This window comes from Pirellulales bacterium, from assembly GCA_033762255.1.
Classification (GTDB): Bacteria; Planctomycetota; Planctomycetia; order Pirellulales; family JALHPA01; genus JANRLT01.
Genome location: JANRLT010000033.1, coordinates 1 through 26,839 on the forward strand (window position 1 = coordinate 1; position 26,839 = coordinate 26,839).

Consider the following 26,839-nt stretch of genomic DNA (forward strand, 5'->3'; position numbering starts at 1 on the left):
CACCGGCCCCTCGAGGTAGGCCCCTTTAAGCTCAAACTGCCCCGCCACTTCGCCACATTTCCAGTCCGGCTGGCCGCTATCGCGCAATAAAAACTCCAGCGCGGTCTCGCCGGGGATAAACGGATCATGCTGGCGCAGGTACCCCAGCCGCAGCTTGGGATGGCGAATGATTTCCCCTTTGTCCAACTCCTCCTCGCCGAGCAAGATTTTTAACAGCGTACTTTTGCCCGCGCCGTTCCGCCCGACAAAGCCCACTTTTTCATCATCGGTGATCGTCGCCTCCGCTCCGTCCAGGAGAATCTGATCGCCGTAACTTTTGTGGGCGTTTTTGATTTGTAACAGCACGGCCATGCGGAAAGCTGCCTGGGGGGTGTGATAAACGTAGTAAAGGCTTTTGCCCGTAGTAAAATACCGTGTAATTTTACCTAAATATGGCTATTTTGGCTATGCATCTGGGCGAACGGCCCCAAAACATCCCAGCCTATGGCAAGCGCAGCGTCTAGCTAGATTAACGAAAAAAACAATTACAAGGTCCAACGGCCCGCAAAAGGTTTCCGGATGCCTTAAATCGACTCTTGGAGGGAATCGCTGGATCGCGGTAGCATGAAGATTATTATGCGAGAAAGTAGGTTGGTTAAGCGAAATTTTGACTTGGTTTGCTAATAACAGGATTGAAAATGCTATGGGCAAGAATCCAATTATGAAGTCCTTACATTTTCAAAAGTACGAAAAATCCAGTTTCACGCAGATAGTCTTCTTTTGATTTTATGAACACGAATACCACAACATCCATAGCATTATTAATAAACGCATGTGCGAGGTAGTTGTTACCCAGCGTTTCTTGCATGATTTTTGATTCAAGTTTGCCACAGTAACGGCCCGCTTTAAAATCCCACAGCAGAATTTCCCGATCATCTGTCACCAACAACATTCGATTGCCCGACACAAACATTTTATAGCCACTCAAAGAATCGAAATCCTTCGGTAATTTATTATTCCGATCACTAGAGATAATTGATACCCTGCTGTTCTCTCGCGTCATAACTAGCGTGCCATCATCCGAAAGTCCCGAGATGTACTCCTCTAATCGCAAATTATCCACCGTGCTTTCCATGCCGGTTTCAAAGTTAAAAAGTTGGGCTTCAGTTTGCGTGCTATCTTTTTGATACGCGCAGATTATGGCGGCGGAGGGCGAAAACCACGGCGCGGTCACAACCCAGTGGGGAATGTTTAACTTGGTGTAAAGACCGCTGCTAGCATCAATATCGTAACTGTTGCTTTCCGCCCAGCCATCGCGCGCTAACACGCGAAAACGTTCCCCGGGCAATGAAAAAACCTTGGTAATTCTAAAGTCATCCCGCTCGCCAAAAGACCGGCGGGAAACGAGTCTCCCGGCCCAGCAATCCCAGATAGCCAAGTCTACCCCATCATGATAAAGCTTGATGAGCGCATAACGATTACCGCTGGAAAACCATGCAAAAAATTCAGGGCAATCCATTGGCAACACGCCCACGAGCTTATCCTGCCTTCCGTAAACCAGGTTCGGCGTGCCTTCCAGTCCCTCGCTGTCCCGGGCAATAAATCCATCCCTGACATTATCGTAAATAAAACGCGATTTCTGTGTTGTCAATCCAGCAAGCTGGGGTTTTGGCACAGGTAGACGGATGACAGTAGCCTGGATGATAGGTATGGGCGTCTTTGGATCGACGGGGACATACTGAACAAGATCGGCTCTGTATCTGGGATTTTTGGGGACAACCGGAGGACTGGGAAAAGGATCATCAATGATTGGCTCGCCCGCTCTGCCGCTTTGACCAGTGAACAATGCCAATCCAAACAACAACGACAACACCACCAACCAGCGCAACATTCGCGATGGCAAGATTTGCTCGGCGAAATGCGTGAATCTTTTCGATTTAGGACTAAAATCCCGCATGCTTAAGTACTTGGATAGCTTATCAACAGGACTGAGTAAAGTTCCATAGGGTGGAACAAGCAGCAAATACGTTAGCTATTGGTTTATGGATGCCTGCGCTGTCCCACCTTTTGTTGCTATTCACTATCTGGAAAATCGCCCAGGTGGGACTGGGCGAAAATGGCATTCCGCGACGGCGGCTGGCCCCACCCTACGATCTTTGTTCCTGCGCCACGCAGCGATAACACGCTACTTCGGCAACTCGGTGCTGTTCGGCAACGGAGTTGCCTCCTACATGCTGCTGTTTGCCCACGGAGTTGCCTCCTACCAAATACCAGCCTACTTCTTCGGCAACAGAGTTGCCTCCTACAAACAAAATTCTTCGGCGACAGAGTCGCACCACCAAATACCTGCCACCAAAATACCAACCCGCCTCTTCGGCGACGGACTCGCCTCCTACAAAACCTACACCAGCGACTGCGCCGCGGCCACGATCCCGTCCGTCGTGATGCCAAAGTTCTTGTACAGTGTCCCCGCCGGAGCGGAGGCCCCGTAACCGTTCATCCCGATAAAAATCCCGCGGCTGCCGAGATACCGCTCCCAACCAAATTTGCAGCCCGCCTCGCACGCCACCCGTGCGGTCACCGCGGCGGGAAGCACGCTCTCTTTATACTCCGCCGATTGCGCCTCAAAGAGTTCCCAACTGGGCATGCTGACCACCCGCGCTGCCACGCCCGCCGCAGCCAGTTTCTCATACGCTTCCACGCACAAGCTAAGCTCGCTCCCCGTGCCAATAAGGATCACACTGGGCAGGCCATTCGCCGTTTGGGCCACCTGCGGCGCGTCGGCCAACACATACGCTCCCCGCGCGGTCCCCGCGGCGCTGGCGTATTTCGTCCGATCCAGCGTCGGCAGGTTTTGCCGCGTCAATACAAATAGCGTGGGCCGGTCCTTGATCGGCATGATCGTCCGCCAGGCGGCGGAAACCTCGTTCGCGTCGCCGGGGCGGAGCACGATCAGGTTGGGAATCGCCCGCGCGGCGGCCAGGTGCTCGATCGGCTGGTGGGTGGGGCCGTCCTCACCCACGCCGATCGAATCATGCGTAAAGATATAAATCACCGGCAGTTTGCCCAGCGCGCTGAGCCGCACGCTTGGTTTGCAGTAATCAAAAAAGACAAAGAACGTCGCGCCGTAGGGACGGACCTTGCACAGGGCCATGCCGTTCAGAGCAGCGGCCATGGCATGTTCGCGAATGCCAAAGTGAAAATTTCGCCCGCCATAGTTATGAGCGTCAAAGTCTCCGCCATTGCCGTCAAACGTCAACAGCGTCATGGTGGAGGGGGCCAGATCGGCCGAACCGCCAATCAACCACGGCACCTGCCGCGCCACGGCGTTCAGTACCTTGCCGCCACTCACGCGGGTGGCCAGTCCCTTGGCATCGGCGACAAATTCAGGAATTTCGCTCGCCCAATTTGCGGGCAATTCCCCGCGGTCAATCATCTGCCATTCCGCCGCGGCTTCGGGATATTTGCGCGTGTAATCGGCAAATTGATTTTGCCACGTGGCATGCAGGCGTTCGCCCCGGGCCTGCACCCCCTGGCGAAAATGCTCACGCACTTCGTCGGGAACCAGAAATGTCTGGTCGTCCGGCCAGCCATAGGCTTGCTTGGTCAGTTTGACTTCATCCGGACCCAGCGGCGCGCCATGCGCGCCATGCGTGTTGGCCTTATTCGGTGAGCCATAGCCAATAACCGAGCGCACGATAATGAGCGTGGGCTTATTCTGGCAGGAGTGAAACGACCGGTACGCACCGGCCAGGGCGTCCAGGTCATTGGCGTCAGCCACATGCACCACATTCCAGCCCAGCCCCTCGAATCGGCGGCCGACATCCTCGGAAAAAGCCAGGTCGGTTTCTCCCTCGATTGTGATCTTGTTATCGTCATAAATCCAACACAGATTATCCAGCCGCAAATGCCCCGCCAGACTGGCGGCCTCGCAGGCGACCCCTTCCATCAAATCGCCATCACTGCAAATCACGTACACGTTATAGTCAAACAGCCTAAAACCAGGCCGATTGAACCGCGCGCCTAGCCACCGCGAGGCAATCGCCATCCCCACGCTGTTGCCGCAGCCCTGGCCGAGGGGTCCGGTGGTGGTCTCTACCCCGGAGGTTTCATAATGTTCGGGATGGCCCGGGCAGCGGCTGTGCCACTGACGAAAATTCTTCACATGTTCAATAGGGCAAGCCAGTTCCCCCGTCGGCTGGCCAGCGGCGTCCAACTGCCGCACTTCGGCCAGATGCAGCATCGAATACAACAGCATCGACGCATGCCCACAGGAAAGCACAAACCGGTCGCGCGCGGGCCAATTAGGGGCGGCGGGGTCGTAGCGCATCTCGTTTTGCCACAGGGTATACGCCACGGGAGCTAGGGCCATCGGCGTGCCGGGATGGCCGGAATTTGCCGCCTGGACGCCATCCATGGACAACGTCCGAATCGTGTTAATCGCCAGTTGCTCGATACTGGGCCGGGAGGGAGTGGAACTGACAGCGGCGGAAGAAAGGGTGGTCGACATCGAAGATTCAAGAGTGGGCGACTGCAAAGTCGCGGGGGATAAGGGAGTGGATTTTTGATCAACAAGATTGACGGCAACTGCGGGCAATTTTTTGCCAATTCGGAGGTTGGTGGTGGAGGAGGCCACGTGTAAGTGGCGGGCTGGCGTCAGCTTTTTTGGCAGCTTGTTTTTAGATCTCGTGCCAGGCGGTTTAGCGGCCATTTTTCGCCCCCGGGTCGTCGGGAGGGACGATTTTTGTTGAATAGTTGTCTTTGGCCCGGAAAGTCCCCCACTGGCTTTTGTTGGACTTCCTCGACCCGCCACATCAGCCCGAGGCCCGGGGAGAATTTGTTTTTTTGCTGAGCCAGCGGCTGTTTTCTTCCCCCGGAGCGTGCTGGACCGGGACTCTCGTACCTGTTTTTTTGACTTCGGTAGGATTTTGGCTGTTTTGCCGGTCCGCTGGGATTTGCCGCGGGAGGCCGATGGGGGGGGATTTTCTCCCTGCGGATCAAATAAAAATAGTTGTGTTTCGGCGGACTTGGCGCGAGCAAAGGGGGATCCCGGGCGATTATTTTCCGCTCGTACGCGGGGTAGGGTTGGGGAGGGGAAGGCCGCCAGGCTCTTTCGAGCATTGCCCAGGCTGGTCCGTGAATTGCCAGCAGCTAAGGGGGTGATTTTTTTGGAAAGCGGTCGTTGCGCTTTTTTGGCTGATTGAGCGGGATTTTTTGTGGAATGTTTGTTAGCACCGGACGTCGATACCAGCGCGCGTACCCCGGGGAGCGTGGACCGTGTTTTTTCCGCTGTACCTGGTTGTCCCGATTTTTGTTTGCGTGCCATAACGCGGTTCCACAAAAACAGTTGATCGATGCCAGTTGAGTTTAAATTTACCCGGCCAAATAATCAATTGGCGGCAAAAAACTGCCCCGCCGACCTCCTCTCCGTTAATTTAAAACGGGTTGGGTAACATACAGCATTCAAACCATCAATTAACCTTGTGAGCATCTTACCCGAAGTTAAAAGATTTCTTGCCGAATTGCCGTGGATTTTGGGGGCAGCCAGGGGCGGGAATTGGCCTTTTTGGGCTAAATTTGGCATAATGTCCGCCTCCGGGGGGCGTTTTGGCCAATTCATTTTTGGGGGAGTCTGTTGTATGCTGTGTCACATATCCGCTGCGAGATTGCCGTTGGCCCGTAAAATTTCATTGCTTTTTACATTACTGTGCGCTTTCCTGACGGGAAATTTGTTCCATATGCCTACATCCGCCGCCGAGCGCTGGGTCTGGTTTGGTACGTACACCGGTGACACCAGCGAGGGAATTTATGTCAGCCGCTTTGATGACGCCACGGGCAAACTGAGCGAACCAAAACTCGCGGCCAAGATCGCCAGTCCGTCGTTTTTAGCCCTGCACCCCAATGGCAAATACTTGTACGCGGTCCAGGAACTGGATCAATACAAAGGGGAAAACAGCGGCGCAATCAACGCCTTTGCCATTCATGATGACGGCACGCTGAAGCCCTTGAATGAAGTGACATCCAAGGGAGCGGCCCCCTGCCAAATCAGCGTCGACAAAACCGGCGGGACGCTGGTCGCGGCTAACTATACCGGCGGCAGTGTGATCGCCTACAAATTGTTGCCGGATGGCTCGATCGGGCCGGAAAGCTCGTTTCACCAGCACGCGGGATCCAGTGTCAACCCCGATCGCCAAAAAGAACCACACGCCCATTGCGCGCGGTTGAGTCGCGATCAGCGATATGTTCTGGCCTGTGATCTAGGCATGGACCAGGTGCTGGTGTATGAACTGGACGCGGCCGCGGGAAAGCTGACACCCCACCCAGATAAGTCGCTTTCTGTCTCTCCCGGCAGTGGACCGCGTCATTTGGCCTTTCATCCCCATGGCAAAAAGCTGTATATCCTGAACGAACTCCTTTGCACGGTGACCACTTTTGACTGGGACGCGGCGACGGCAACCGGCAAAGAGCAAGGCGTGGTCAGCACCCTGCCCGCGGGGGAACAGCGTAAAAATTACATGAGCACGGCGGAGATTGTCGCCCATCCGAATGGCAAATTTTTATATGCGTCGAACCGGGGCCATGACACAATCGCCGTGTATGCCCTGGATGAAACGGGCGTGCCAAAACTGATCCAAAACGCCCTGACAGGGGGGAAGACACCCCGTAACTTTAACATCGATTCCAGTGGCAAATGGCTCTTGGCGGCAAACCAGGATTCGCAAAGCGTGGTGGTCTTTGCCATTGATCCCGCAAACGGCAAGCTGAGCGAGACGGACAACCGCGTGACCGTGGATAAGCCGGTGTGCGTGGTGTTTGGGAATTAATTGCAAATTACGAATTTTTAAAAGATAGTTTCCGTTGGGTGCCGGGGGCGACGTGCGCAGCACTGCCCCCGATCTAGGCCTAGAAACACTCCATTCGGACAAATTGTGCGGCTTAACCCGGTTGATGACTATCCCGCATCCCTTGGTGTTAATTCCGTAGTATGTTGTCACTCGATGAGTGTTTCCTTTTAGCAGCATTTGCCTGCGCCAACCCGCGCCGGGTAAAATTCTTTGACGCGAAATTTGACTCGGTCGTTTTTTGACCTACGGTTTGAATTGGGTGCGGAATTTCCTGTTCTGGATCATCCGACTTGGTTGTCCCGGCGCGATAAAACGTACCGTGAACAACACCCAACTTATCTTGTCCGGGGCAGATTACCGCCAAAGGGAGTCAGCCATGCCCGCTTGTCGTCGGGATTGCCGGACTGTGTTGTGTTTCCAGCCTTGCCAATGGGGAATCACTGCTCCGCGACAAAAGCTGTTCCCGGGGATATTGCTGGGCCTATTGTGTTGGGGGGCCTGGCTGTCACTATCCCCGCCGTGCCAATCCTCGGAGCCAGCGGTCAATGTCACCATGATTGAGGAGGATTGGGAGTTGGTGGTGCATAACCCCGACCCCAATATCACCGCTCCACAAATCTCCTGCGTGATGTCCACGGACGGCACACTGGACCATCTGCATGCCGTGCTGGAGTTAAACTGCCATAGTCAACCCGAATTTTCCCCTGGCGGCATTCAACTGCAAGTATGGAACGGAGATCAGCTCGTCGCGGTTCAAAACCACTCCAACCGCGGGGCTTTGGCCAATAATTCAGAAACGATTCGCTGGACGATGCGAATGAAATTGCATGATGACAACGTGACGTGGTCGGTCAGGGACGTGACTTCCCAGACGTGGGGGGATTTTAGCTCAGGACTGTCGGTCTCGGCGGAAGCCGGCCAAAATCACCTCAACAATTATTCCGCGGCGCATTCCCAAGCCAAATCCGGCATCGGGTTCGCGTCGAATCGCGTGCATTCGCTAAAAATCACGCGCGTCCGGCGTTACGCGGGGACCACCCTGGTGGACGAGCAATCCCAGCCGTTGATTGTGCACGAACAGGAATGATCACACCCCTGGGCTCCCTCGCGAAACCCAGGGAGCCGCGCGAAAACTTCTTGCCAACTGTCAATTGTTAACTTTCCCAGGGGCCGCGCTGCGTTAGACTCATTACTTTTCACTAGGATTTTTTGTCATGACCGCGACCTATCCACGGGTTAACGAAGAATTGCTGGATCGCGACCCGCCGCTTTCGCTACATCAACGCTTGTCCCGCGTCCACCCGTATCGGCAACTGAGCCAGCATGCCAAACGCGCAGGCAACGTGATGATGCTGACGTTGTTTTTGCTGGTGGGTCTCTTGGGATGCGTGGCGTTTGCCGTCGATTTGGGGTATTTGTCGATGGCCCGCACGGAATTGCAACGCACCGCGGATGCGGCCGCCCTGGCGGCGGGATGGGATTTATTAAACAACAACGCCGTCAAATTTGACTTTGACATGCAGGCGGAAATCACCGCCGCCCGCGCCCAGGCCCAATCCTATTCCTTGTTGAACACGGTTTGCAACACCGGCCCGTCCCTGGATGCGAACACTTCCAACAGTCAATCCGGCGATATCGTGATAGGATATTTATCCAACCCGTCCGATCCCGCCTGCGCGTGGAGTTTTAATAACTCCCAGCTATTTAACGCCGTGCAGGTCACGGTGAATCGCGGCATCAACCAAAACGGCGAAGTGCCGTTGTTTTTCTCGCGGATTTGGGGACTCACGGGACAAACCATGTCCGCCACCGCCACGGCCGCGCTCAACAATAACTTTGGCGGATTTGAGATCTCTAGCGGGGGCGGGGGAAATCTACAAATCCTCCCCTTTGCCCTGGATGAAGTGACCTGGAATGCGCTAATGAACGGAAACGGCAGCGACAATTATTCTTACGACCCAGCCACGGGCAATGTTACCAGCGGATCCGATGGCGTGCTGGAAGTCAACCTCTACCCACAAGGAACCGGTTCGCCCGGTAATCGCGGCACGGTCGATATCGGCGGCGGAAACAACAGCACCAATGACATCGCCCGCCAAATTGTCGATGGCATCAGCCCCGCGGATCTGGAAGCCCTGGGCAAACCCCTCAAACTAAACGAATCCGGCGAATTGACCCTCAACGGCGACACGGGCATTAGCGCGGGCGTCAAAGACGAGCTGGCCAGCATTATTGGCCAGCCCCGGATCATTCCGATCTTTCGCACGGTGGTCGGCCCGGGAAATAACGCCACCTACACCATCGTAAAGTTTGCGGGCGTGCGTCTATTGAATGTCAAGCTGACGGGGAGCATGTCCAGCAAAAAAGTCATGATTCAACCCGCGCGCCTGGTCGTCAAAGGGGGCATCCCCAGCACCACCCAAGGGACAAGCTATTTTCTGTACTCGCCGGTGCGGCTGGTACGGTAGGTAGTGGGAGAGAGCTTGATTGGTAGGCGAAGCGCGGGAGCGGAGGGGCAGGGGTGCGGAGGGGCGGGGGAGCGGGGGAGCGGGGGGAGGGGGCACGTGCGCAGCACTGGCCCCGCTGAAAGTGCGGACTGTGTGTAACAGTGTACTAGACATCTCGTGCAGTGGTTCTCAGATAAATAAATGGCGGCGTAAGTATCTCGGTCACCATAACTCTTTACTGGAAATCGTATTTAACACAAATACACCTCTAGAAGTACATGGTTTAGCTCGGCTGTCGTAGTAATTAGTGTCATCATGTTCGGCTTCGAGCTTGAACACAATCGTGGTACCACGAATTTCAGTGACCGTGAATTTTAAATTCACGAATTGAGGATGAAAGCCAAAATAAGCACTAGCAGTTGGAGTTAGTTCCAAAGTAAGTTCTTCTTCATCGAACTCTGCTTCATCGATTAGCAAACCTCCCTCACATGCAAAGCAGCTTCCAACCATAAGACTTCCATTTATGGAACAATGACGTATTTGAAACCATGCAATATCCGGATAGCTATCAGAGTCTATGTTTTTACATTTAGCGAAAATAGATAGATAGTTGTCATCAATGCAATATCCTCCCTTTACAAGTTTAAACGTCAACACACCATCTTGATGCAACATTTCAAGAGTGTTTTCTTGCATTGAGACAACTCCTACTCACTGTATTAATTTTTCCATTTGTAATTTGTAATTGATCCTCACTCCACGTACGCAAACTCATTCAAATTGAGGATCACCCGGCAAAGTTCCTCGAGCGACCGCTCCGCCAGTAGCTTTTCGCAAATTGCCAGTTCCGCCGCGTCCGCCTCGCGTTGCAAGGCCAGTGAAAACGCTGTTTGAATCTGCCGGATAGTATCGGGGCGTCCTGGTTCGCTATTGGTCGTCTCCTCCGCCACCCGCCGGGCAAAGGCCCGCGCCGCCTCCACCGCCAACGGGCTATTTAACAGGCTGAACGCTTGTGTCGGCACCGTCGAAACATTGCGCCGCGCGCAAGAGACACTATTATCCGGCAAGTCCAACACTTCCATTAGCGGTACTCGCACGGTTCGCTTTTGAATGAGAAACACGCTCCGCGCCCCTTGCTCCGCCGCTGGCGAGGGATACCACCCCTTGGTCTTCTCCGCATTGTCGTCCAAAAACGCCGGATTCGCTTCCAGCACTTCTGTGGGCAAGTCCGGCCACACCGGAGCTCCCCCGGTTTTATCCGTTAGCAGACCGCTGGTTTGCAACAGGGCGTCCCGCAGTTGCTCGGCCGTCAATCGCCGCGGATTACGCAGGGGATACGCCGCTTCTCCATAAGTGGATGTCTGACAATAGGTTGCGCTGGTGGCTATGTGACGCACCAGTTGTTTCACCGACCAATTTTCCTTTATAAAACGGTCGGCTAGGTAATCTAATAGCTCTTGATCAACCGGCCGCGATCCCGCCAGTCCAAAATCGTTGGGCGTGGCCACCAGCGGCTGCCCCAGCATTTGCAGCCAGACACGATTGACCATCACCCGTGCGGTGAGGGGATTTGTGGGGGAGGCGATCCAATTCGCCAGGGCCAGCCGCCTGCCGGTAGTACGCCCATGAGCCGGAGTGGAAATGCTGGCGGGTTGGGGATCTAGAACGGAAATAAATCCCGGTTGCACAGCGGCCTGGGGCGATATGTGGTCGCCGTTGGCCAGGACATGCAGCGTGGGGACTTCCGCCGGTTGATCCGTCATGAGCAGGCCCAACGTGGGCTGGAGTCGTTCACTATCAATCGCGGCAATTTTTTCCCGTGTGGCGGCCAATGCCGCCTCGCGGGTGGCTTTGGCCGAGTCGGTTTCTCCTTCGGGAGCTTTTTCGTGCTTGGTCAGTTCGTCCCGCAAAGGCTGCAGGCGTTCGTCCAGGGCGGCGTTGTGCTGATTTTGCGCGTCTTGTTCCGCGGCCAGGTCCAACGGCAGGTCGTCGGCAAATTTGACCGCGGCAAAGAATGACCGCAGGCGGTAATGGTCGGCATGCAAGAGCGGATCGTATTTGTGGTCGTGGCAGCGGCAACAACTAAGGGTCAGACCCAGAAACGCGCTGCCGGTGGTCTCGGTCAGGTCGGCTAATAACTCGGCCCGGCTGCGGTCTTGTTCATTAAACAGCGGCGCGGCATTGTCAAAGGGGCCTAATCGCAGATAGCCCGTCGCCAAGAGAAAATCTTGTTCGGCGGGGGATTGCGGCGGACCAGCCAGCAGTTCGTCCCCGGCAAGCTGCTCGCGGATGAATTGATCGTACGGTTTATCAGCGTTAAAAGAGCGGATCACATAATCACGATAGCGCCACGCCTGGGGGCGAAATTCGTCCCAGTCAAAACCGTTACTGTCGCTATAACGAACCACATCCAGCCACATACGGGCAAAATGCTCGCCATAGCGGGGACTGGACAGTAAATCATCGACCAGAGCCTCGCACACTTGTCTAGTTGCGACAGAATCCTGTTTGGCTGACTGGTCCGCCTGCTCAAATTTCTCCATCCATCCACGCAGTTGCTCCGGCGTGGGAGGCAATCCCGTTAGATCTAAATAGAGTCGCCGGATCAACGTGCGGGCGTCGGCCCGTGGCGGGGGAGGAATTTTTTGTTCGACCAGTCGCGTAAAAGTCCATTGATCGATGTCGTTAACGATCCAGGGATTCACATGACGTGGCACGGGTTGCGGCAGAACTGGCTTTAAGGACCATAGATCGAGCCGTTCTCCCAAAAACCGCACCGTGACGGGATTTTGCGGATTTTCCAAGGCACTACCGGCTGTGGCCACAGCCTCGCCGGGCGAGGTAGCTTGCGCCGTATTTTGAGGATCCCCCTGCGGCATTGGGTTCCCGTTTTCCCGCACAACCTCTTCCGCCGGCCATGCCGCGCCATCCCTGATCCATTGTTCCAATAACGTGATTTCCTTAACCGATAACTTTTCCTTGGGCGGCATTTTTAGGTCCACGTTGGCGTGGTTGATCGCCGTAAGGAGCAGCGATTTTTCCACCGAACCAGGGACCACCGAGGGGCCGTTGTCTCCTCCCGCCAAAGCCGCGTCACGCGTATCCAGCCGCAACCCCCCTTCGGCTTTTTCCGCGCCGTGACAGGCAAAACACCGACTAGCCAAGAGCGGCCGCACCTGCTGGACAAACTGCCGCACTTGCGCGGGCGTGTAATCTTTTTCTTGGGGAACCTCCGAACTGGCCATGGAGGCGTTATTTGCAGAGTCGGCCGCCGGTTCGACCGCTGCGTCTTCAGCGATGGCCACCGCGAAAAGAAAAAGACCGCTACCGTAAAAAATCAGCAGTGCCAGCCAAAAATTGTATCCCAGGTGATGAAGATATTTGCTCATGCCAGCACCCCCGGAATAATTTTTGCGCTTCCCGCCACGCCGGTCAGCCGTTCGTCCCGGCCGCTGGTCGTAAAAAACAAATCGTCGCAGTGCAGGCCCAATGCCGCTAAAATGGTGGCGTGCAAATCGCGAAAATGGATTGGTTGGTCCACCGCCATGTAGCCCAGTTCGTCGGTCGCGCCGATCCGCTGGCCCGGCTTTACCCCGCCCCCTGCCATCCAAATGGTAAACCCCGCGGAATTATGGTTGCGGCCGTTGTTCCCCTGCATGAGCGGTGTGCGGCCAAATTCGCTGGCCCAGATCACCAGCGTCTCGTCCAAGAGGCCGCGCTGCGAGAGATCCTCGAGCAGGGCGGCCACGGGTTGATCGGTCCAGAGCGCGCGGGGCGTGTGGTTTTTTGTCAGGCTGTCATGCGCGTCCCAGCCATCCTTGTCCGGCATATCGTACAACTGGACAAAGCGCACGCCACGCTCGACCAACCGCCGGGCCAGCAGGCATTTGCGGCCAAAATTGCGGGTCCGTTCTTCGCCATGATCCAGGCCATAAGCGGTTTGCGTGGCGGCGGTTTCCTCGGCCAGGTTTCCCACCGCCAGCGCGCTGGCCTGCATGCGGTACGACAATTCATAACTGGCCAGCCGGGCGTCAAATTCGGTAAAGCCCTGCCGTGTCTGGCGATGACGCAAATTTAATTCGCGCAAGGCATCCAAACTGGCGCGCTGCCCCGGGGCAAATTCCTCCGGCGGCAAGAGGTCCAGCACCGGCGTCCCCTGGTCCCGCAGCCGGGTCGGCTGAAACGCCGCCGGCAAAAAACCATTGGTGTAATTATTCGCCCCGCCCAGCGGCCCCGCGTCAAACAGCACCACGTAACCGGGCAAGTCTTGATTTTCCGATCCCAAGCCATAGGTGGTCCAGCTACCCAGGCTTGCCTTTCCGGCGCGGACATCGCCCGTGTGCAACTGATAACTGGCGGGGGCGTGATTGTTAGAATCCGCCTGCAGGGAATGAATCAAGCAAAGTTTGTCCACATGTTTGGCCACATGGGGGAAAAGCTCGCTCACCCATAGGCCGCTTTGGCCATACTGGCTCCACTTGTAGGGGCTAGCCAACAGTTCTTCCTTGCAACCGTGGGTGACATTGGCAAATTTGGTCGCGGCGATGGCGGATTTAATGGAATCCGGCAGCGGCTGGCCGTTTAGCTTTTGCAACGTGGGCTTGTAATCAAACGTGTCGATCTGCGATGGCCCCCCGACCATAAAGAGAAAAATAACCGACTTGGCCCGTGGGTTAAAATGGGGCGGGCGGGGGGCATAGGGACGGAGCGGGTCGATGACGGGCTGCCGGGCGGCCCCGTGCGCGGGTGGGGTTGCGGTGCCCGCAGTGGTAGGTGTTCCGGTATCCGCCGCACGAACCTGGGCCGAGGCCAACGCCGAATACGCCAGCGCGCCAAAGCCACAGCCCAGGCGGGAAAGGAAATCGCGGCGGGAAGGGGGGAGCATAGAGAAAGGCATGGGGTTAAGGTTAAGCACGGCTTATCTTGAGGGGAGAATATTGATATTATCCAGGAAACTAAATTGACTTTAAAGAGCGATTTGTAAAAAATGGCTTGATTGCAGCATGAGGAAAAATCTTTTTTAGCCAAAATTCATGACAATAGCACTAAGCTCCACAAGCAAATATGCTTCTGAATCCGCCTTGCCTGGGGGAGTTGAACGCTATTTTGACACCCTTGTACTCATACTAAAACAGATTAGAGATAACGATTCTACATCCGAGGGGTTAGTGGATTGGATGATGCGGCAATTCCCACAAGTAACTAGCCGCTCCGCTATCAATTCCCAATTGTCCACACTCGCCAGACTAGAATTATGGACACAAGTACACGATATTTGCAAACTCACCCCGACTGGCACAGCGTTGTTATCAACATACGAAACGAATATAGCGAACGCACAACAAATGATCATCGACCTTAAATATTCCATTTGCTTGGGTTATGCCGAGTTATTGGAATGCTTGAGTAGCGGTCCTAAAAGTTCAGAGGAACTAAGTAATCATTTGACACAAACTTTAGATGTGAATTGGACTAGCCCAAATCAATCTAGCTTTCGCATGTATTGGCTAAGAAGCTTAGGGTGTGTGGAACGTGAAGGCACCGAATATCGCTTGACCGAAGCCGGTTTTAACGCTTACCGGCGATTGCAAGTCGCCAACGAAATCAGTGCCAACTGTAATTCAGTCCCTGCGAAAACTGAAATAGAACTACTGCACCCGCCGTATGGGCAATCAGTACAGGAATTAGCGGATCGGTTGCAGAGCATGGCCACGATCGGAGGTGATGGCCGGGATTTCGAGGTGGTAACGGAAGCCGCATTTCAATTTCTCGGCTTCGACACGCAACTAATCAGCGGATCGGGAAATCCCGATGTGCTGATTTTTGCGAACATGGGGGAAAAATCGTATCGAGTGGTAATTGACTCCAAAAGTCGTACATCAGGAATAGTTCAGCAAAACGATGTGCACATTAATGTACTGTTACAACAAAAACAACGAGCGAGTGCTGATTTTGTAATGGTGCTGGGCGCTGCTTTTGCTGGAGGAAACTTGGAAGAATTCGCGAAATCCCATCAAGTGCGGCTGCTAAGCGTTCCAGAACTACACGAGTTGCTCATCGCACACGCCAGATCCGCTTTTACGCTAGACGGTCTACGCCAGTTATTTGATGGTGGCGGCAAAACTGACGAAAGCGTATTGAGCGATTTACTTAGTCAATCAGAAAGTCAAGGAGAGTTGATGCAAATTGCATATAAAGTTTTCGCCGCAGTTTTAAAATATCAGGATCGACCAGGCGCATTGCATACGGATTCCTTATTTTTCATTTTAGGCTGCGAACATCCTTTATCCACGATTCGCATGACTGTGGACTTTCTCACGTCCGAACTTATCTGTGGCTTGGGAGTTACACGCGGCGAGAGTTTGTATACTCGCGTATCCACACAAACCCTACTGAGAAAACTTGCGCAAATTAGTCGTGCAATGAGCGGCTGAATGAAAATGATACCCATCTGACTTAAAGTTAATCTTGGTACTGTCCGAGAATACGCAGCGGGTACCGGGAGCCTAGGCGAAAGTGATTGTGTTATCCTAGACTTAAACTCCGATCAAAACACCCGCGCCCGGCTAAGTCACCATTCGGCGGACTAGACCTTTTGTGTAGACACATATGCCCAGCAACACCCCCATCGCCAGCAACGCTCCCACGCCCGGCTCTGGCACCGCCGTCAGGTACACGTTGGGTATTTCGATCGTTTGCACGGTATTGGCCGGAAACCACAGCCGGACTTGGCCGTTACTGACTGTCAGATTATCGTAAGGGCGATAAAACTCATTTCCCCCGGTGATGGTGCGCCAGTACTTTGCGGGACCATCCGCCACGCTGGCAAAATCGTCTAAGGAAAACGTGATCCATTGCGGCGTGCCGTAGTTCGTGACGACCAGCACCAGCTTATTCGCCACGGGATCATAGGCGGTGACCGTGTTTCCGTCCCCGCTATCCAGGATCGTCATGCCTGGCCGGATATGCCGCGTGTATTGGGCCAGTACAAAGTACTTGGGATTGGCATTGCCGATCCAGTTGTCCCCGGGATTGCTCTGCACCAACCCCCAACCGCCACTGTCAAATGGCTGCCAATACGACCAGGCCGTCATTTGCAACCAACGAAAGTCGAGATTTAAATTCGAAGCCAGGGACATTCCGCTGGCGTCGCTTTCGCCATATTCCGAATTCCACAGTTCCTTCCCGGCAATCGCCGCGTGTAGCAAATCCCGCCGGCCCCCGCCGTATTGATAACCATGCACATTCACGCGCCCCACGGCGGATCGCGTCATTGAGTCAAACGAATTCCACGTGGTCGTCGCCTGGTCAAAATAGGACTCGTCGGAAGCCGCGATCACCGTGTTCGTCAGACCCCGGGCATTAAGTTCATTGCGCAAATGGTTAATCACCGTGGCTTGGGTGGAGCGGTCAAAATGCGCCCCCTCCTGGGTGCCATTGGCCACCCACCAATTGGCGGAAGGTTCATTAAATGGCGCAACCGAGTCAAACGTGATCCCCCAATTGTCTTTGGCCCGCTTGGCGACCGTCGCCATATACACGGCGTGTTGCTGGTGGTTCCAGGACTGCAGATTGTCGGTCGCGCCGGTCGGGCTGCCAGAGGGATTGTGGTTGTACAGCATCCACCACATCGGCGAATTGGAAAACAACTCAAAATGATTCACGCCGCGGGCTTTGGCAAACTGTAGCATCGACCGTTGGTTTCCGTCCAGGTTCCAGTTCCAGCTGGATGACGCGGGGTCGGTGCTATTCCAGTTCAGCCAGTAGCCCTGAATTTGTTTAAATGGGGGGATATTTGGCGAAGCGACCATCCGCTCGCCATTGGCGGGGACGTTACTGCTGGCCCCCAAGTTGTAGCGGACAATATTCAAATTCAAACCGGGAAGCTGCTGCCCATTAAGCGTTGTCGTTTGGGGAGTAAACAGGATATTTGCCAGATCGGTCCGCCTGCCAAAAACATTGGCCCACCACGCCAGTGACGTGCCCCAACCGTCCCAAGTTCCCCGGTTCGACTGGCTATCGATGCGGGTTGTATAGTCGGCCCGCGCCGCCGCTGGCGGACACAGCAGACTAAGGATGCCCACGATTACCCCCACGGGCAAGAGACGTGAGGGATTTTTTAGCAGGAGGTGAATCATTAATGCGGCCTATTGAATGGAGATAAGAATGGCGGGAAATTGGGGGGATGTAACAGGCCTGGTATAAAAACTGTTACTCTTGTAAAAACAATCAACATTGCCAAAAAATCTCAAACATGATTGCACGGGGCCCTTAGACGCGGCAACTTTCAAAAAAGTTCCCCAACCGCAATGATAAACAAATTCCATCATAGCCCAAATCATGGTTGAAATATCCAAAAATCCTTGAAAAACCTGGTCGCATTATTTTTTACCACGAGAGAACAAAAACGCGGGGTTGACCAGGACATCCCTCGCCAGAAATAACAGTGTGCCCCATTTCTGACCCGCTGTTAGACTGGATGAATAACCAATTCTGACCAATATCCGCGCCGCACATCCGGGGAGAGCCAGGGCTAAAACGCTTTGTCATGGCAAAGCCCTACCGCTCTTGCCAAGCCGAACGCAACTCGTGAATTTCCAACGCATGCACCTGGCTTGTCCCCCCTTGAACCTCCAGCGACAACCCCCGTTTCTCTGGCGAAAGATTGACAGGCAGGGGCATGTAGCACAGCCCGTTACTGGCAAAAACTTCTAGCCCGGTCCGGTCACAATAAACCGTGAGCTGCAATTTGCCATCGCGGAGAGGCGCGGGAGCGCGGCGATCTTCCACCCGCATTTCTTCTGTTTGGGGAAAGTAAGTAAGCGGCACTCCCCGTACATTGAGCACAATTTCCCGTGCGTTGCCTGGTTCAATTACCGCGCGAATTTCCACCAATTCCGCGCTATAGTCCGCCAGCGGGTTTTTATCACCGGGGCGGAGCGTTAACCCCTCCTGGCGGTGCGATTTAGCGCGCAGCGCCGCTAATTCTCGCACTGGCGTATACGTCAACCGCGGACCTTCTGCGGTGCTGATCAAACGCAATTCCAACGGCAAGGTCATGCTTTGGTTAAAGGGCATGCCGGGCGTTTCGGTTTGCCACCACCCGATGTAGATTCTTCGGCCATCAGTTACCGGAATATCGCTAAACGTCTGGGGCGCATAACACCCTTTTCCGCGATGTCCGGGCAAATTGCGCTGCTCGGGCGTAAAGCGCATGCCATCAAAAGTCCCCGTGGCGTAGGACCCATTCGCCGCCAGCAACACCCATTTGGTATTATTGGCGATCTCCGAATTGCCATCCACGGACAATTCAAAAAAGTCCGGGCATTCATACAAGTAGGGTTGGCCGACCGGGTCTCCCTCGGTAATGCTGGCCAACGTCCACTCGCGCAGGTTAAGCGAGGTAAAAAAGTGAACGGTATGACGTTTGTCTTTTTCGACATACAACACCATCACCCAGCGTTTGGTGGGATGGTGCCAAAAGACTTTGGGGTCGCGATTGCCGCCGGTGATTTGCCGCAGCACCGGGTTGCCGGCGTATTTTGCAAATGCGCGCCCATCCGTGCTAGAGGCGATACATTGGACCGTGGGATTGCCGGCGGCGGTATAGATCAAAACCAGCGGAGGCTTTCCGTCTTTACCTAAGCCGCTGGAATTATTTCCGTCGACCACCGCGCTGCCGCTAAACATGGGCCCCATTTCGTCCGGCAATAACTTATCCCCTAATTCCCGCCAATGCACCAGGTCCTTGCTGACCGCATGCCCCCAGTGCATGTTACCCCAGCCCCAGCCATACGGATTATGCTGAAAAAAGAGATGATATTCGCCATTATAATAGACCAAACCGTTGGGGTCGTTATTCCAACCGCGGCGAGGTGAAAAATGAAATTGCCCGCGCAATGGTTCCTGATAAAGCTGGTCGGCGTCCTGAAGCGTTTCGCTGGGAATAATTGCACTCAGCGCCGTTGAATCGGCTGGCAAGCGATCAACCCGCAACGTCAATTCTTTTCCCGGCCAGGCGCTGACATCCAGCGGTGCCCACCAATCGGCGGCCCCATCGGCCAGTTCAATCTCGTTGCGCACCACGGGCTGGCCGTTTACCAGCAAGGTCACCACGCGCTTGGCCGCCCCATTTTTTATCGGCAGATTTAAATAGCGGACATTCGCGGTGAACTGCCGCTCGGCGTCCAGTTGCGGCCCCGCGGGCCGGCTGTCAGTCTGGACGATATGATCCACGTTAATGTGTCCCCAGCCTCCTTGGGCGTTGTCCACAATTTGCAAAATCGCGGCTTGACCCGCGAATTCGCCCACATCCCAGGATTGTTGCTCAAGTTGCTCGCTCCCCCCCGCCTGGTTATTAAGCCCCGTCCCGCTGCGAACAACCTTCCCCTTGATCAGCAGTTGTAATGCGAGTTTGTCTTGATTTTTGCCCCCGCCAATCAGAAACGCCAAAAATTTTCGCTCGATTTTAAACTCGGGCGAAGTCAGGGTACCCGTGGCGTCGTCCCCTTTATAAAACGTATTCACCAGTCCCTGGCCATGAAATCCATTCACCTGCATCTGTCCCGGCAGCGTGCCCCGCGCCGGCCCCGGTCCAAAAGCCTCGCCGGTCGTTTTCCAGGGAGCGTAAGTTTCCCCTTCAAAATCGGCGATGAGGATATCCTCGGCTAAAACAGTAGCTTTCCAGCAACACACGGTTAGCATAATCGCGAGTAACTTATTCATGTGATGATAGTTTGGTTGTCAACGGAGTTAGGCACACTTACACTAAAATTCATACCCTAACATCATAGCAAGATCAAGAAAAAAATTCTTGTTCCGGGGAGAGACGCTTGCATGAATCGCCGTCAACATTTGATGAACCGTGCCACGCCTGTAAGGACGAAGATTTTTTTACTCTGGTGTGGGTTACTTCTTTTTCAGTTCCAAATCCACTGGACGCGGGTCCCGCTTTTCGCACAGGACATTCCCCGCATCGTTCCACAAGAACCGCGGAACCACTGGCCTAGCGAGTGGGAAAGCGAATTTCAAGAACGCGGCCAACGCGTCTTGCAAGCTCAATGCGCCGCCAACCGCGCCGCCGGCCTGGGGGGCCGTACTTATTTTGAAAACGAAAAGCGGGCGTATGGCTATCTGCTGGCGCATGTTGTGGCCGGGGACCGCGACACGGCGATTGCGGAGTTGCAGCGAGAGGACGCCCAAGCCAAAGAGTGGCACTCCGCGACCGCGGGCATCGACTACTACGCCTGCTTTACGCTGAAACATCAAATACGCAAATATTTTCTGTGCGGCGAACTCTTTGCCCCAGAATACAAATCGCGCATGTTCGCTGGAGCTAAAGCCTGGACCGCGCAGGACCCACTGAACCGGCCTCATCCCGCGTTCAAAGGGAACGGTCCCGGTTGGGGCCCCGACGCCCGCAATAGCTGGGTCGATATCCGCAACACTGAAAATCTGTTTCTCATGCGCGTGAGCGCGGTCTATCTGATGGCCGAAGAAACTGGCAACGCCCAAACCCGCGATCAATACAAAAAGATTCTGCTCGGCTACGCCCACGCGCTCTATCGCGTCGGCATGGGCGAATGGGACTCCGAGAATTATCATGGGCACTCGCTCTCGCCGCTTCTTAATCTCTATGACTTTGCCAAGGACCAGGAAGTGCGCGCCGCGGCAAAGGCCTGCCTGGACTACATGTGCGCGATCGGCGCGGTCAAATACTATCGCGGCGCGTTCAATGGACCCGGCAATCGCGATTACAATCACGCCCAACCGTTTGGCGGCAGCGCGGCGAACATGCTCTGGCTGTACTTTGGCGATACGCCGCTGGCCAATACGCGTTTTGAGTCCGACGAAGTCCACGCGCTGACCAGCGGCTACCGCCCCCCCGCGGCCGTGGTCCACCTGGCGCGAAAAAACTTTCCTAAACCCGTGGAGATTCTAGCCAGCAAACCAGTTTATACCGCTTCCACAAAGCCTGATTTAACCTCGCCGCCAGAATCTTTTGAAACCCACTTTTTTGGCCGGACGTATCAATTTGGCTCACTCGTCAATGGCACCTCCCCGGGTCAAACGGCGACCAACGGCTGGAAAATCCTCCTGGCCGACGAAAAACGCGGCGCTCTCGCCATCCAGGGCGTCCCCGGTCCGGACCCGCGGTTTGCCGGCTCTGCCCGTTATGAACGCGGAAAAGTCGCGGGGGAAAATCGTTGTGCCCAGTATCGGAATGTGGGCCTATGGCTAGCCCAGCCAGGTGACGCGCCCTGGGTGTGGCTTTTTCCCGATAGTATTCAGGTCGAGGCCCAAGGGGGCGTGACGTTCTTGCGCGGGGAGCAAACTTGGATCGCGCTGCGCCCCATTCACCTCAGCCAGCCCGCAGTGGATAAAAAATGGACCCAGCAATTGCTCGCGGATGAAAAAGAGGGGGCTTCCTGGGCGGGGCATCACATCGTCGCGGCCAAAGGGCAAGGGGGCGAATACTGCGGAATCGCGGTGGAGATTGGCGAAGCGCCGGACCACGCCGATTATGCCGCTTTTGTACGGGCGGTGCTGGCAACATCGCGGGTTGATCTGTCCGGACTGGCTGATGGTGTCGTGGAATACACCGGCAGTCAGGGTCAAACAGTAAAGCTAGCCTTTGACGCCGTGGTACAAGAAACCGGCGTTTGGCGAAATGACCAACGGCACGATTGGGCCGACCACGCGAAATATGTGTATCAAACCGTGACTGAGAAGGATAACGCAAGAGATAGTGCGCCGCTAATCGAACAAGAATGGCTGGGAGGCAAGCTTACAATCCGTGCTGGCGGTGAAATCTTTGTGGGCGAAGTGAAATAAAGTAGCAGGCACGGTCCCCGTGCCGTATAGCAAACGTAGTAGGCACGCTCCTCGTGCCGTATAGCAAAAGTAGTAGGCACGCTCCTCGTGCCGTATAACAAAAGTAGTAGGCACGCTCCTCGTGCCGTATAACAAACGTAGTAGGCACGGTCCCCGTGCCGTGTAACAAACGTAGTAGGCACGGTCCCCGTGCCGTTCTGGAATTTAGTCCCCAAATCGCTCTTACTCTTGAAAATCCCTTCACACTCAACCAGCCCCCACGGCAGCGAGACGCTGCCTGCTACTTTCCAAACTCATCGTAGTAGGCACGGTCCCCGTGCCGTGTAACAAACGTAGTAGGCACGGTCCCCGTGCCGTTCTGGAATTTATTCCCCACATCGCTCTTACTCTTGAAAATCCCACAATACCAAACAGCCCCCACGGCAGCGGGACGCTGTCTTCTACCATGACCCTCACCACCCCGCGTCTCATTCTGCGACTCTGGCGGGATGACGACCTGCCCCATTTCGCCGCGATTAACACTGACCCACGCGTCATGCGCTATCTGCCGGGCGTCCTGGACCGCGCCACCAGCGACGCCCGCGCGGCGCGCATCCGCCAGCATTTTGATCAGCATGGGTTTGGGTTATTTGCGGTGGAAATTCCCCAGATTGCGCCGTTTATCGGGTTCGTGGGCCTAAGCGTCCCCAACTTTACCGCCCCTTTTACGCCTTGTGTGGAGATCGGCTGGCGGCTGGCATTTGATCATTGGGGGCGGGGCTACGCGACCGAGGCCGCCCAGGGGGTGGTGGCGCACGCCTTTGGCCCGCTGGGGCTGAGGGAACTGGTGTCATTCACCGTGCCAGGGAACGTGGCGTCGAGGCGGGTGATGGAAAAGCTGGGCATGACGCGCGACCCGGCGGAGGATTTTCACCACCCGGCGTTGCCGGCGGAGCACCCGCTGAGCCAGCATGTGCTGTATCGGTTAACGCGCAAGACTCAATTGCAGTCGTAAATGGGATTGGTCGTCCAGATGATCCAGTCGCAGTCCAATGGTTCTGAATCCAAGGGCTGCGTGGGTTGGTCTTGCAGTAACGCCGCATAGTGCATCCAGGCATGATCGAATCCCGACACACCCTCGCGCGGGAGGAATTTACCCCCATCGTCGTCGCCATCCTCCGCGACCGAATAAACCACGGGTTGGCCTTCCACGATTTTGTACTGAAAGTTCCCCCCGTACATGGGATCAAGGGGGATGCGGGGTATAAATCGCGGGGTCAAATCCGCGAGTGTCGCGGGCCAATCCCCATTTTCGCGACGGTAAAGCTCCAGGGCAATACCGATTTGCGTGCCAATGAGATAACCCTCGGGAATGCGGTGATATCTGACATTGTCAGTAGGGTTCAATGGAGCTAAAAAATCCTGCCCATGCGCGGACTTTAATTGAGTAGTTTTTTGCAGACGATTATATTCCGCTTGGTACTCTTTTAGTTGGGTGGGATAATCGAAAGCTTTTTGAGTGATTGCCAAGATTTGATCGTACAGATCACTTTGATAGCGACGCGTTCCATACAGCCTTTGTAGGTAAGGCAATGTCCAAGGGGATTGCTCCTGCGGTCCGTCACTTATCTTGTCCTGTCCTTTAATATGCTGATGTCTACGTAACAATTCGAGGCCCGCAGCGGTAATCTGGCCATCTCCCTGCCCGTCATCGCTATAGATACGCTGTAGGGCATCTTGAAACTCTTGACGCTTAAGCTCGAGTTCCCGCTGGGGGGAAAACCCCACCGTTGATAGAAGATGGGCAATTTTGATGAGCTCCTCATCACTCCAAAAATCAGGACGGTCGCGTAAAATGCCATGCACCTGGGTAAGAACATCGTAAAGAATATGAAAACTGGAACTTCTCACCATGAAGGCTGAATACTCTAACTGCGTTTGTAAATTGACCCTGAGTAATGCCCGCAGCGTGTTTAATGCCTGGGCGGGCTGATTAAGCCAGATTTGCCGCTGTAAATTCAAGCGTAAAATCTGTCTGATCAGATTGTATACATTATTATGCGGTGAAATAAATGCGTTGCTCATTCCAAAATCAGCATTCTGGGGAAGATTGTCCTTTTGATTTAGATACCTTGCAATTAGTGGAAATTTCGCAAAAGTTTGCTGTGTTTTTCCATCATAGTTAGAAAGTGATGGCCAGAGTGCCAAACCCAGGTAAGGTTTTTCACTGCCACGCTCAATCAGTTTGATGACTTCCTCATGCTCTTCCAACCATTTCACTACCTCGGGCCATTCCGGATCACCAGGCTCGACTTCTGTATAAGCATAAGCCAGCCATGCAGGAAAAGTTTGGAAATCTATCAAATCCAGCGCAGCATGGTAATCGTCCCAAGCGCGTTGTTCTGGCGGGAGAGCCTGAATGGGTGCGTTCAACTGCGCTAAATAATCAACAGAGATACGCGGCACTAGCGAAGCCTGCCATAGGGCATAAACCACATAGAGCACGGCCAGCACCACCAACCCCCGACTCCCCCACCACCACGCCTGCCACCACAGCGGCCGGCAGCGGCGTTTGGCGGAGCGCATTAGTCGCGCTGTCGCGCGCACATCGCCAAAGTCGGCAATCAATTGCTCGGCGGAGACACCCGCCTCCAGCCCATCCGCAAAGTGCGCGACCAGCTCCGCCGCGATGCTCGCCTTTTCGCTGCGCCACAGGCGGGTGCGCAGGGTAACTTCGCGTATGGTTTTCCGCGCCGCGGCCGGTAATTCAGCGTTATCAATGATCGCCCGCCAATCCGTCCGCTCGGTCAGGGTGAGCGTATTTCCCAACCTCGTCGACACACGCGTATTTTGCCACGTTTGCCATAACTTGCGAAATGTGGGGAACCAGTCTGAATTGGGCAGGGTGGCGCTCATCACGCCCCCTTCCAGCCGGGAACCGGCAGGATCTGGAGCGCCTCGAAACCACGGAACAGCGCCTGCCATTGCCGGGCATCAGCGGCCAACTTCGCCTGCCCCTGCGAAGTTAGCCGATAATACCGGCGGGGCCGGGGCCCCGTTTCGTCCTGACGCGATTTGATGTACCCCTTGGCCTCCAGGTTATACAGCAACGGATAGAGCGTGCTTTGGCCCAGGTTGAGGACCCCCGCGGACTGCTCCGCCAGGGCCTGGACAATTTGGTAACCGTACATTTCCCCGGAGGAGAGCAGCTTTAACACCGCCGTCGGCCCCGCCCCGCGTAAAAGTTCACTTTCCAGCTTCATTATGGCACCCCCTTAGGCTAGATCAAGCATACTATGCATTGCATAGTATCGAACTCTTAAGTTTAAGTCAAGAGAGCAAGCGCAAAAAAACAGGAGCGTAAAATACGCTCCTGCTGCTTTTTGAAGATCAAAATAGATTTGGCCACCGGAGAAACAGCCGTCAGTTAATCATAACGGCTGGTTTGTTACAGGCTGGCCGTGGTTGCTTACTGGCCGGTGGGTGCTTCGTTTCCCGCGCGGGTGCAGAGCGCCTGCCAAGCCGCCAGATTAATATCCTCTGACACAAATTCCACACTGGCATCCGCCCGTGCGGTATTCACCCCACCGGGATGGGCGCTGCGGGCGCTGGCATAAATATTGCCGCCGCTGTCAGTGTTTTCAAAGCACGGCGGCGCGCCGGGGGTGTCCTTGACCAGGGTGCCGCAGGCGGGAATAACGTCTGGTTCCGGGGAATTCGGCTGAAAACGACCCGTAAACGCGCTAGCCCCCACACTGGGGATCATCCAGGCCCCGCGCCAGTCGTCATTGCCCGGCTCTCCCCCTTCGCCCGCGTTATTGCCGTCAATCACATCAAATGTCAGCACCTCGCTGATCATAACGCTTTTAGACATGCCGTCGGTGATGCGCTTGACAGAGTTCCCTTTACCCATGCGGGCTTGGGGGGGGTATTTTTGGATGCGGACCATGCCCATGACGCCCGCTAGGTGGGGCTTGGGGTTTTTGGGGCTAGTGGACTGGCTGGGGACGGCGTGTAACATGCTATCCCCGCCAAAGCAGGCAGCGTAATTTCCCTTGCTCAGATGGCCCAGGGCCATGCTGCCGCTTTGATACGGACCGCTGCTTTGGCCGCCATTGTATGTTCCCGTATCGTCCTGGTCATTATAAAACACATTCTCGGCGGAAGTGGAACTGGGGCAACGCCATGAACCATTGACCCGCCCGCCGATCCCGCCAAAATTATCGCGCTTGAGGTCCCAATTGTCCGGGGGATTGGCTTCGTACGAATCTTCGGGAAATTCCCGGATCGCCCGCGCCACAAAGTCCGCGATTGCTTTTTCTTCTAAATAGGCCAAGACCTGTACCGCCCAATTGGGGCCGTAACATTCGGCCTTGGTCCCGCCAGGAGCCTGTGTGCCGCTGACCCACCACGAGGGGACCTTGCCGTTTTTGTAGCCAGCCTTGGGGTAGCCCTCTGGTGTTACCTGTTCAGGCTGAATATCGACGCAAGTTGGCCCGCCAGGGGGCAAAAATTTATTGGCCGATTCAAAATTAACGCAGGCGATGGCGATTTGCCGCACGTTGTTGTTACATGCGGAACGCCGCGCGGCTTCGCGGGCGGACTGAATGGCCGGTAATAACAACGCGACCAAAATGCCAATAATCCCAATAACGACTAACAACTCGACCAAAGTGAACGCCCGCGGGCGAACTGGCGAGCGTCGAGTCCTGACGCAACTAAAAAAACATAACATCCTTGAAACCCTTATCAAAA

The 26,839-nt window shown here is 55.0% G+C and carries 17 protein-coding genes; 6 read left to right on the forward strand and 11 right to left on the reverse strand.

The genetic code is table 11. From position 1 onward, the window contains the following. The 3 genes from SFX18_09660 to tkt all read right to left on the reverse strand — a co-directional run. The coding region (locus tag SFX18_09660) for an ATP-binding cassette domain-containing protein (protein ID MDX1963408.1) at window positions 1-351 on the reverse strand (351 nt) is incomplete at its 3' end. Between the two features lie 358 nt (window positions 352-709). Beyond that, on the reverse strand, window positions 710-1,870 hold the full coding sequence (locus tag SFX18_09665) for a hypothetical protein (GenBank protein MDX1963409.1): 1,161 nt from the start codon (window positions 1,868-1,870) through the stop codon (window positions 710-712). A 510-nt stretch (window positions 1,871-2,380) separates the two neighbouring features. Beyond that, entirely contained in the window at window positions 2,381-4,489 is a 2,109-nt protein-coding gene (gene tkt, locus SFX18_09670) for a transketolase (GenBank protein MDX1963410.1), read from the reverse strand. 1,228 nt (window positions 4,490-5,717) lie between these two features. Between tkt and SFX18_09675 the strand changes: the two genes are divergently transcribed. The 3 genes from SFX18_09675 to SFX18_09685 all read left to right on the forward strand — a co-directional run bounded on the left by SFX18_09675 (window position 5,718) and on the right by SFX18_09685 (window position 9,292). Then, the gene (locus tag SFX18_09675) at window positions 5,718-6,803 is read left to right on the forward strand and encodes a lactonase family protein (GenBank protein ID MDX1963411.1); all 1,086 of its coding nucleotides are present in this window, start codon (window positions 5,718-5,720) and stop codon (window positions 6,801-6,803) included. A 397-nt stretch (window positions 6,804-7,200) separates the two neighbouring features. Then, window positions 7,201-7,911: a hypothetical protein gene (locus tag SFX18_09680; protein MDX1963412.1), complete on the forward strand. Its 711-nt coding sequence runs from the start codon at window positions 7,201-7,203 to the stop codon at window positions 7,909-7,911. A 127-nt stretch (window positions 7,912-8,038) separates the two neighbouring features. Then, window positions 8,039-9,292 carry a pilus assembly protein TadG-related protein gene (locus SFX18_09685; GenBank protein MDX1963413.1) on the forward strand — a complete coding sequence of 418 codons (1,254 nt, stop codon included), beginning with the start codon at window positions 8,039-8,041 and terminating at the stop codon, window positions 9,290-9,292. Window positions 9,293-9,493: 201 nt separating this feature from the next. Here SFX18_09685 and SFX18_09690 read toward each other — a convergent pair whose 3' ends face one another. From SFX18_09690 to SFX18_09700, 3 genes are read right to left on the reverse strand one after another with little or no spacing between them, the layout of a single operon-like run. After that, entirely contained in the window at window positions 9,494-9,967 is a 474-nt protein-coding gene (locus SFX18_09690) for a hypothetical protein (protein MDX1963414.1), read from the reverse strand. A gap of 56 nt (window positions 9,968-10,023) precedes the next feature. Beyond that, a complete protein-coding gene (locus tag SFX18_09695) occupies window positions 10,024-12,660 on the reverse strand; it encodes a PSD1 and planctomycete cytochrome C domain-containing protein (GenBank protein ID MDX1963415.1) in 2,637 nt (878 codons plus the stop codon). Continuing rightward, window positions 12,657-14,156: a DUF1501 domain-containing protein gene (locus tag SFX18_09700; GenBank protein ID MDX1963416.1), complete on the reverse strand. Its 1,500-nt coding sequence runs from the start codon at window positions 14,154-14,156 to the stop codon at window positions 12,657-12,659. The genes SFX18_09695 and SFX18_09700 overlap by 4 nt, the downstream gene beginning before the upstream one ends. A gap of 148 nt (window positions 14,157-14,304) precedes the next feature. Between SFX18_09700 and SFX18_09705 the strand changes: the two genes are divergently transcribed. Continuing rightward, window positions 14,305-15,705 carry a restriction endonuclease gene (locus SFX18_09705; protein ID MDX1963417.1) on the forward strand — a complete coding sequence of 467 codons (1,401 nt, stop codon included), beginning with the start codon at window positions 14,305-14,307 and terminating at the stop codon, window positions 15,703-15,705. Between the two features lie 132 nt (window positions 15,706-15,837). Here the strand turns inward: SFX18_09705 and SFX18_09710 are convergent, their stop codons facing one another. Continuing rightward, a complete protein-coding gene (locus SFX18_09710) occupies window positions 15,838-17,409 on the reverse strand; it encodes a glycoside hydrolase (protein ID MDX1963418.1) in 1,572 nt (523 codons plus the stop codon). A 421-nt stretch (window positions 17,410-17,830) separates the two neighbouring features. Beyond that, window positions 17,831-19,996, reverse strand: coding sequence for a hypothetical protein (locus SFX18_09715; GenBank protein ID MDX1963419.1), 2,166 nt, complete (start codon window positions 19,994-19,996; stop codon window positions 17,831-17,833). Window positions 19,997-20,107: 111 nt separating this feature from the next. Between SFX18_09715 and SFX18_09720 the strand changes: the two genes are divergently transcribed. Both SFX18_09720 and SFX18_09725 read left to right on the forward strand, forming a co-directional pair. Further along, on the forward strand, window positions 20,108-22,105 hold the full coding sequence (locus SFX18_09720) for a hypothetical protein (protein MDX1963420.1): 1,998 nt from the start codon (window positions 20,108-20,110) through the stop codon (window positions 22,103-22,105). A gap of 445 nt (window positions 22,106-22,550) precedes the next feature. Further along, window positions 22,551-23,099, forward strand: coding sequence for a GNAT family N-acetyltransferase (locus SFX18_09725; GenBank protein ID MDX1963421.1), 549 nt, complete (start codon window positions 22,551-22,553; stop codon window positions 23,097-23,099). On the opposite strand, the gene SFX18_09730 is transcribed toward SFX18_09725, so the two are convergent. The 3 genes from SFX18_09730 to SFX18_09740 all read right to left on the reverse strand — a co-directional run bounded on the left by SFX18_09730 (window position 23,084) and on the right by SFX18_09740 (window position 26,819). Beyond that, on the reverse strand, window positions 23,084-25,000 hold the full coding sequence (locus SFX18_09730; GenBank protein ID MDX1963422.1) for a hypothetical protein: 1,917 nt from the start codon (window positions 24,998-25,000) through the stop codon (window positions 23,084-23,086). The genes SFX18_09725 and SFX18_09730 overlap by 16 nt on opposite strands. Next, a complete protein-coding gene (locus SFX18_09735; protein MDX1963423.1) occupies window positions 25,000-25,347 on the reverse strand; it encodes a PadR family transcriptional regulator in 348 nt (115 codons plus the stop codon). Before SFX18_09735 ends, SFX18_09730 begins: the two co-directional genes overlap by 1 nt. A 206-nt stretch (window positions 25,348-25,553) precedes the next feature. Further along, on the reverse strand, window positions 25,554-26,819 hold the full coding sequence (locus SFX18_09740; protein MDX1963424.1) for a DUF1559 domain-containing protein: 1,266 nt from the start codon (window positions 26,817-26,819) through the stop codon (window positions 25,554-25,556). Window positions 26,820-26,839: the final 20 nt, after the last annotated feature.

Coding starts and splice junctions, on each gene's coding strand:
- SFX18_09675 (MDX1963411.1), top strand. CDS start 5,718: ATGCCTACATCCGCCGCCGAGCGCTGGGTCTGGTTTGGTACGTACACC.
- SFX18_09730 (MDX1963422.1), bottom strand. CDS start 25,000: ATGAGCGCCACCCTGCCCAATTCAGACTGGTTCCCCACATTTCGCAAG.
- SFX18_09705 (MDX1963417.1), top strand. CDS start 14,305: ATGACAATAGCACTAAGCTCCACAAGCAAATATGCTTCTGAATCCGCC.
- tkt (MDX1963410.1), bottom strand. CDS start 4,489: ATGTCGACCACCCTTTCTTCCGCCGCTGTCAGTTCCACTCCCTCCCGG.
- SFX18_09685 (MDX1963413.1), top strand. CDS start 8,039: ATGACCGCGACCTATCCACGGGTTAACGAAGAATTGCTGGATCGCGAC.
- SFX18_09665 (MDX1963409.1), bottom strand. CDS start 1,870: ATGTTGCGCTGGTTGGTGGTGTTGTCGTTGTTGTTTGGATTGGCATTG.
- SFX18_09690 (MDX1963414.1), bottom strand. CDS start 9,967: ATGCAAGAAAACACTCTTGAAATGTTGCATCAAGATGGTGTGTTGACG.
- SFX18_09700 (MDX1963416.1), bottom strand. CDS start 14,156: ATGCTCCCCCCTTCCCGCCGCGATTTCCTTTCCCGCCTGGGCTGTGGC.
- SFX18_09725 (MDX1963421.1), top strand. CDS start 22,551: ATGACCCTCACCACCCCGCGTCTCATTCTGCGACTCTGGCGGGATGAC.
- SFX18_09695 (MDX1963415.1), bottom strand. CDS start 12,660: ATGAGCAAATATCTTCATCACCTGGGATACAATTTTTGGCTGGCACTG.
- SFX18_09680 (MDX1963412.1), top strand. CDS start 7,201: ATGCCCGCTTGTCGTCGGGATTGCCGGACTGTGTTGTGTTTCCAGCCT.
- SFX18_09710 (MDX1963418.1), bottom strand. CDS start 17,409: ATGATTCACCTCCTGCTAAAAAATCCCTCACGTCTCTTGCCCGTGGGG.
- SFX18_09740 (MDX1963424.1), bottom strand. CDS start 26,819: ATGTTATGTTTTTTTAGTTGCGTCAGGACTCGACGCTCGCCAGTTCGC.
- SFX18_09715 (MDX1963419.1), bottom strand. CDS start 19,996: ATGAATAAGTTACTCGCGATTATGCTAACCGTGTGTTGCTGGAAAGCT.
- SFX18_09720 (MDX1963420.1), top strand. CDS start 20,108: ATGAATCGCCGTCAACATTTGATGAACCGTGCCACGCCTGTAAGGACG.
- SFX18_09735 (MDX1963423.1), bottom strand. CDS start 25,347: ATGAAGCTGGAAAGTGAACTTTTACGCGGGGCGGGGCCGACGGCGGTG.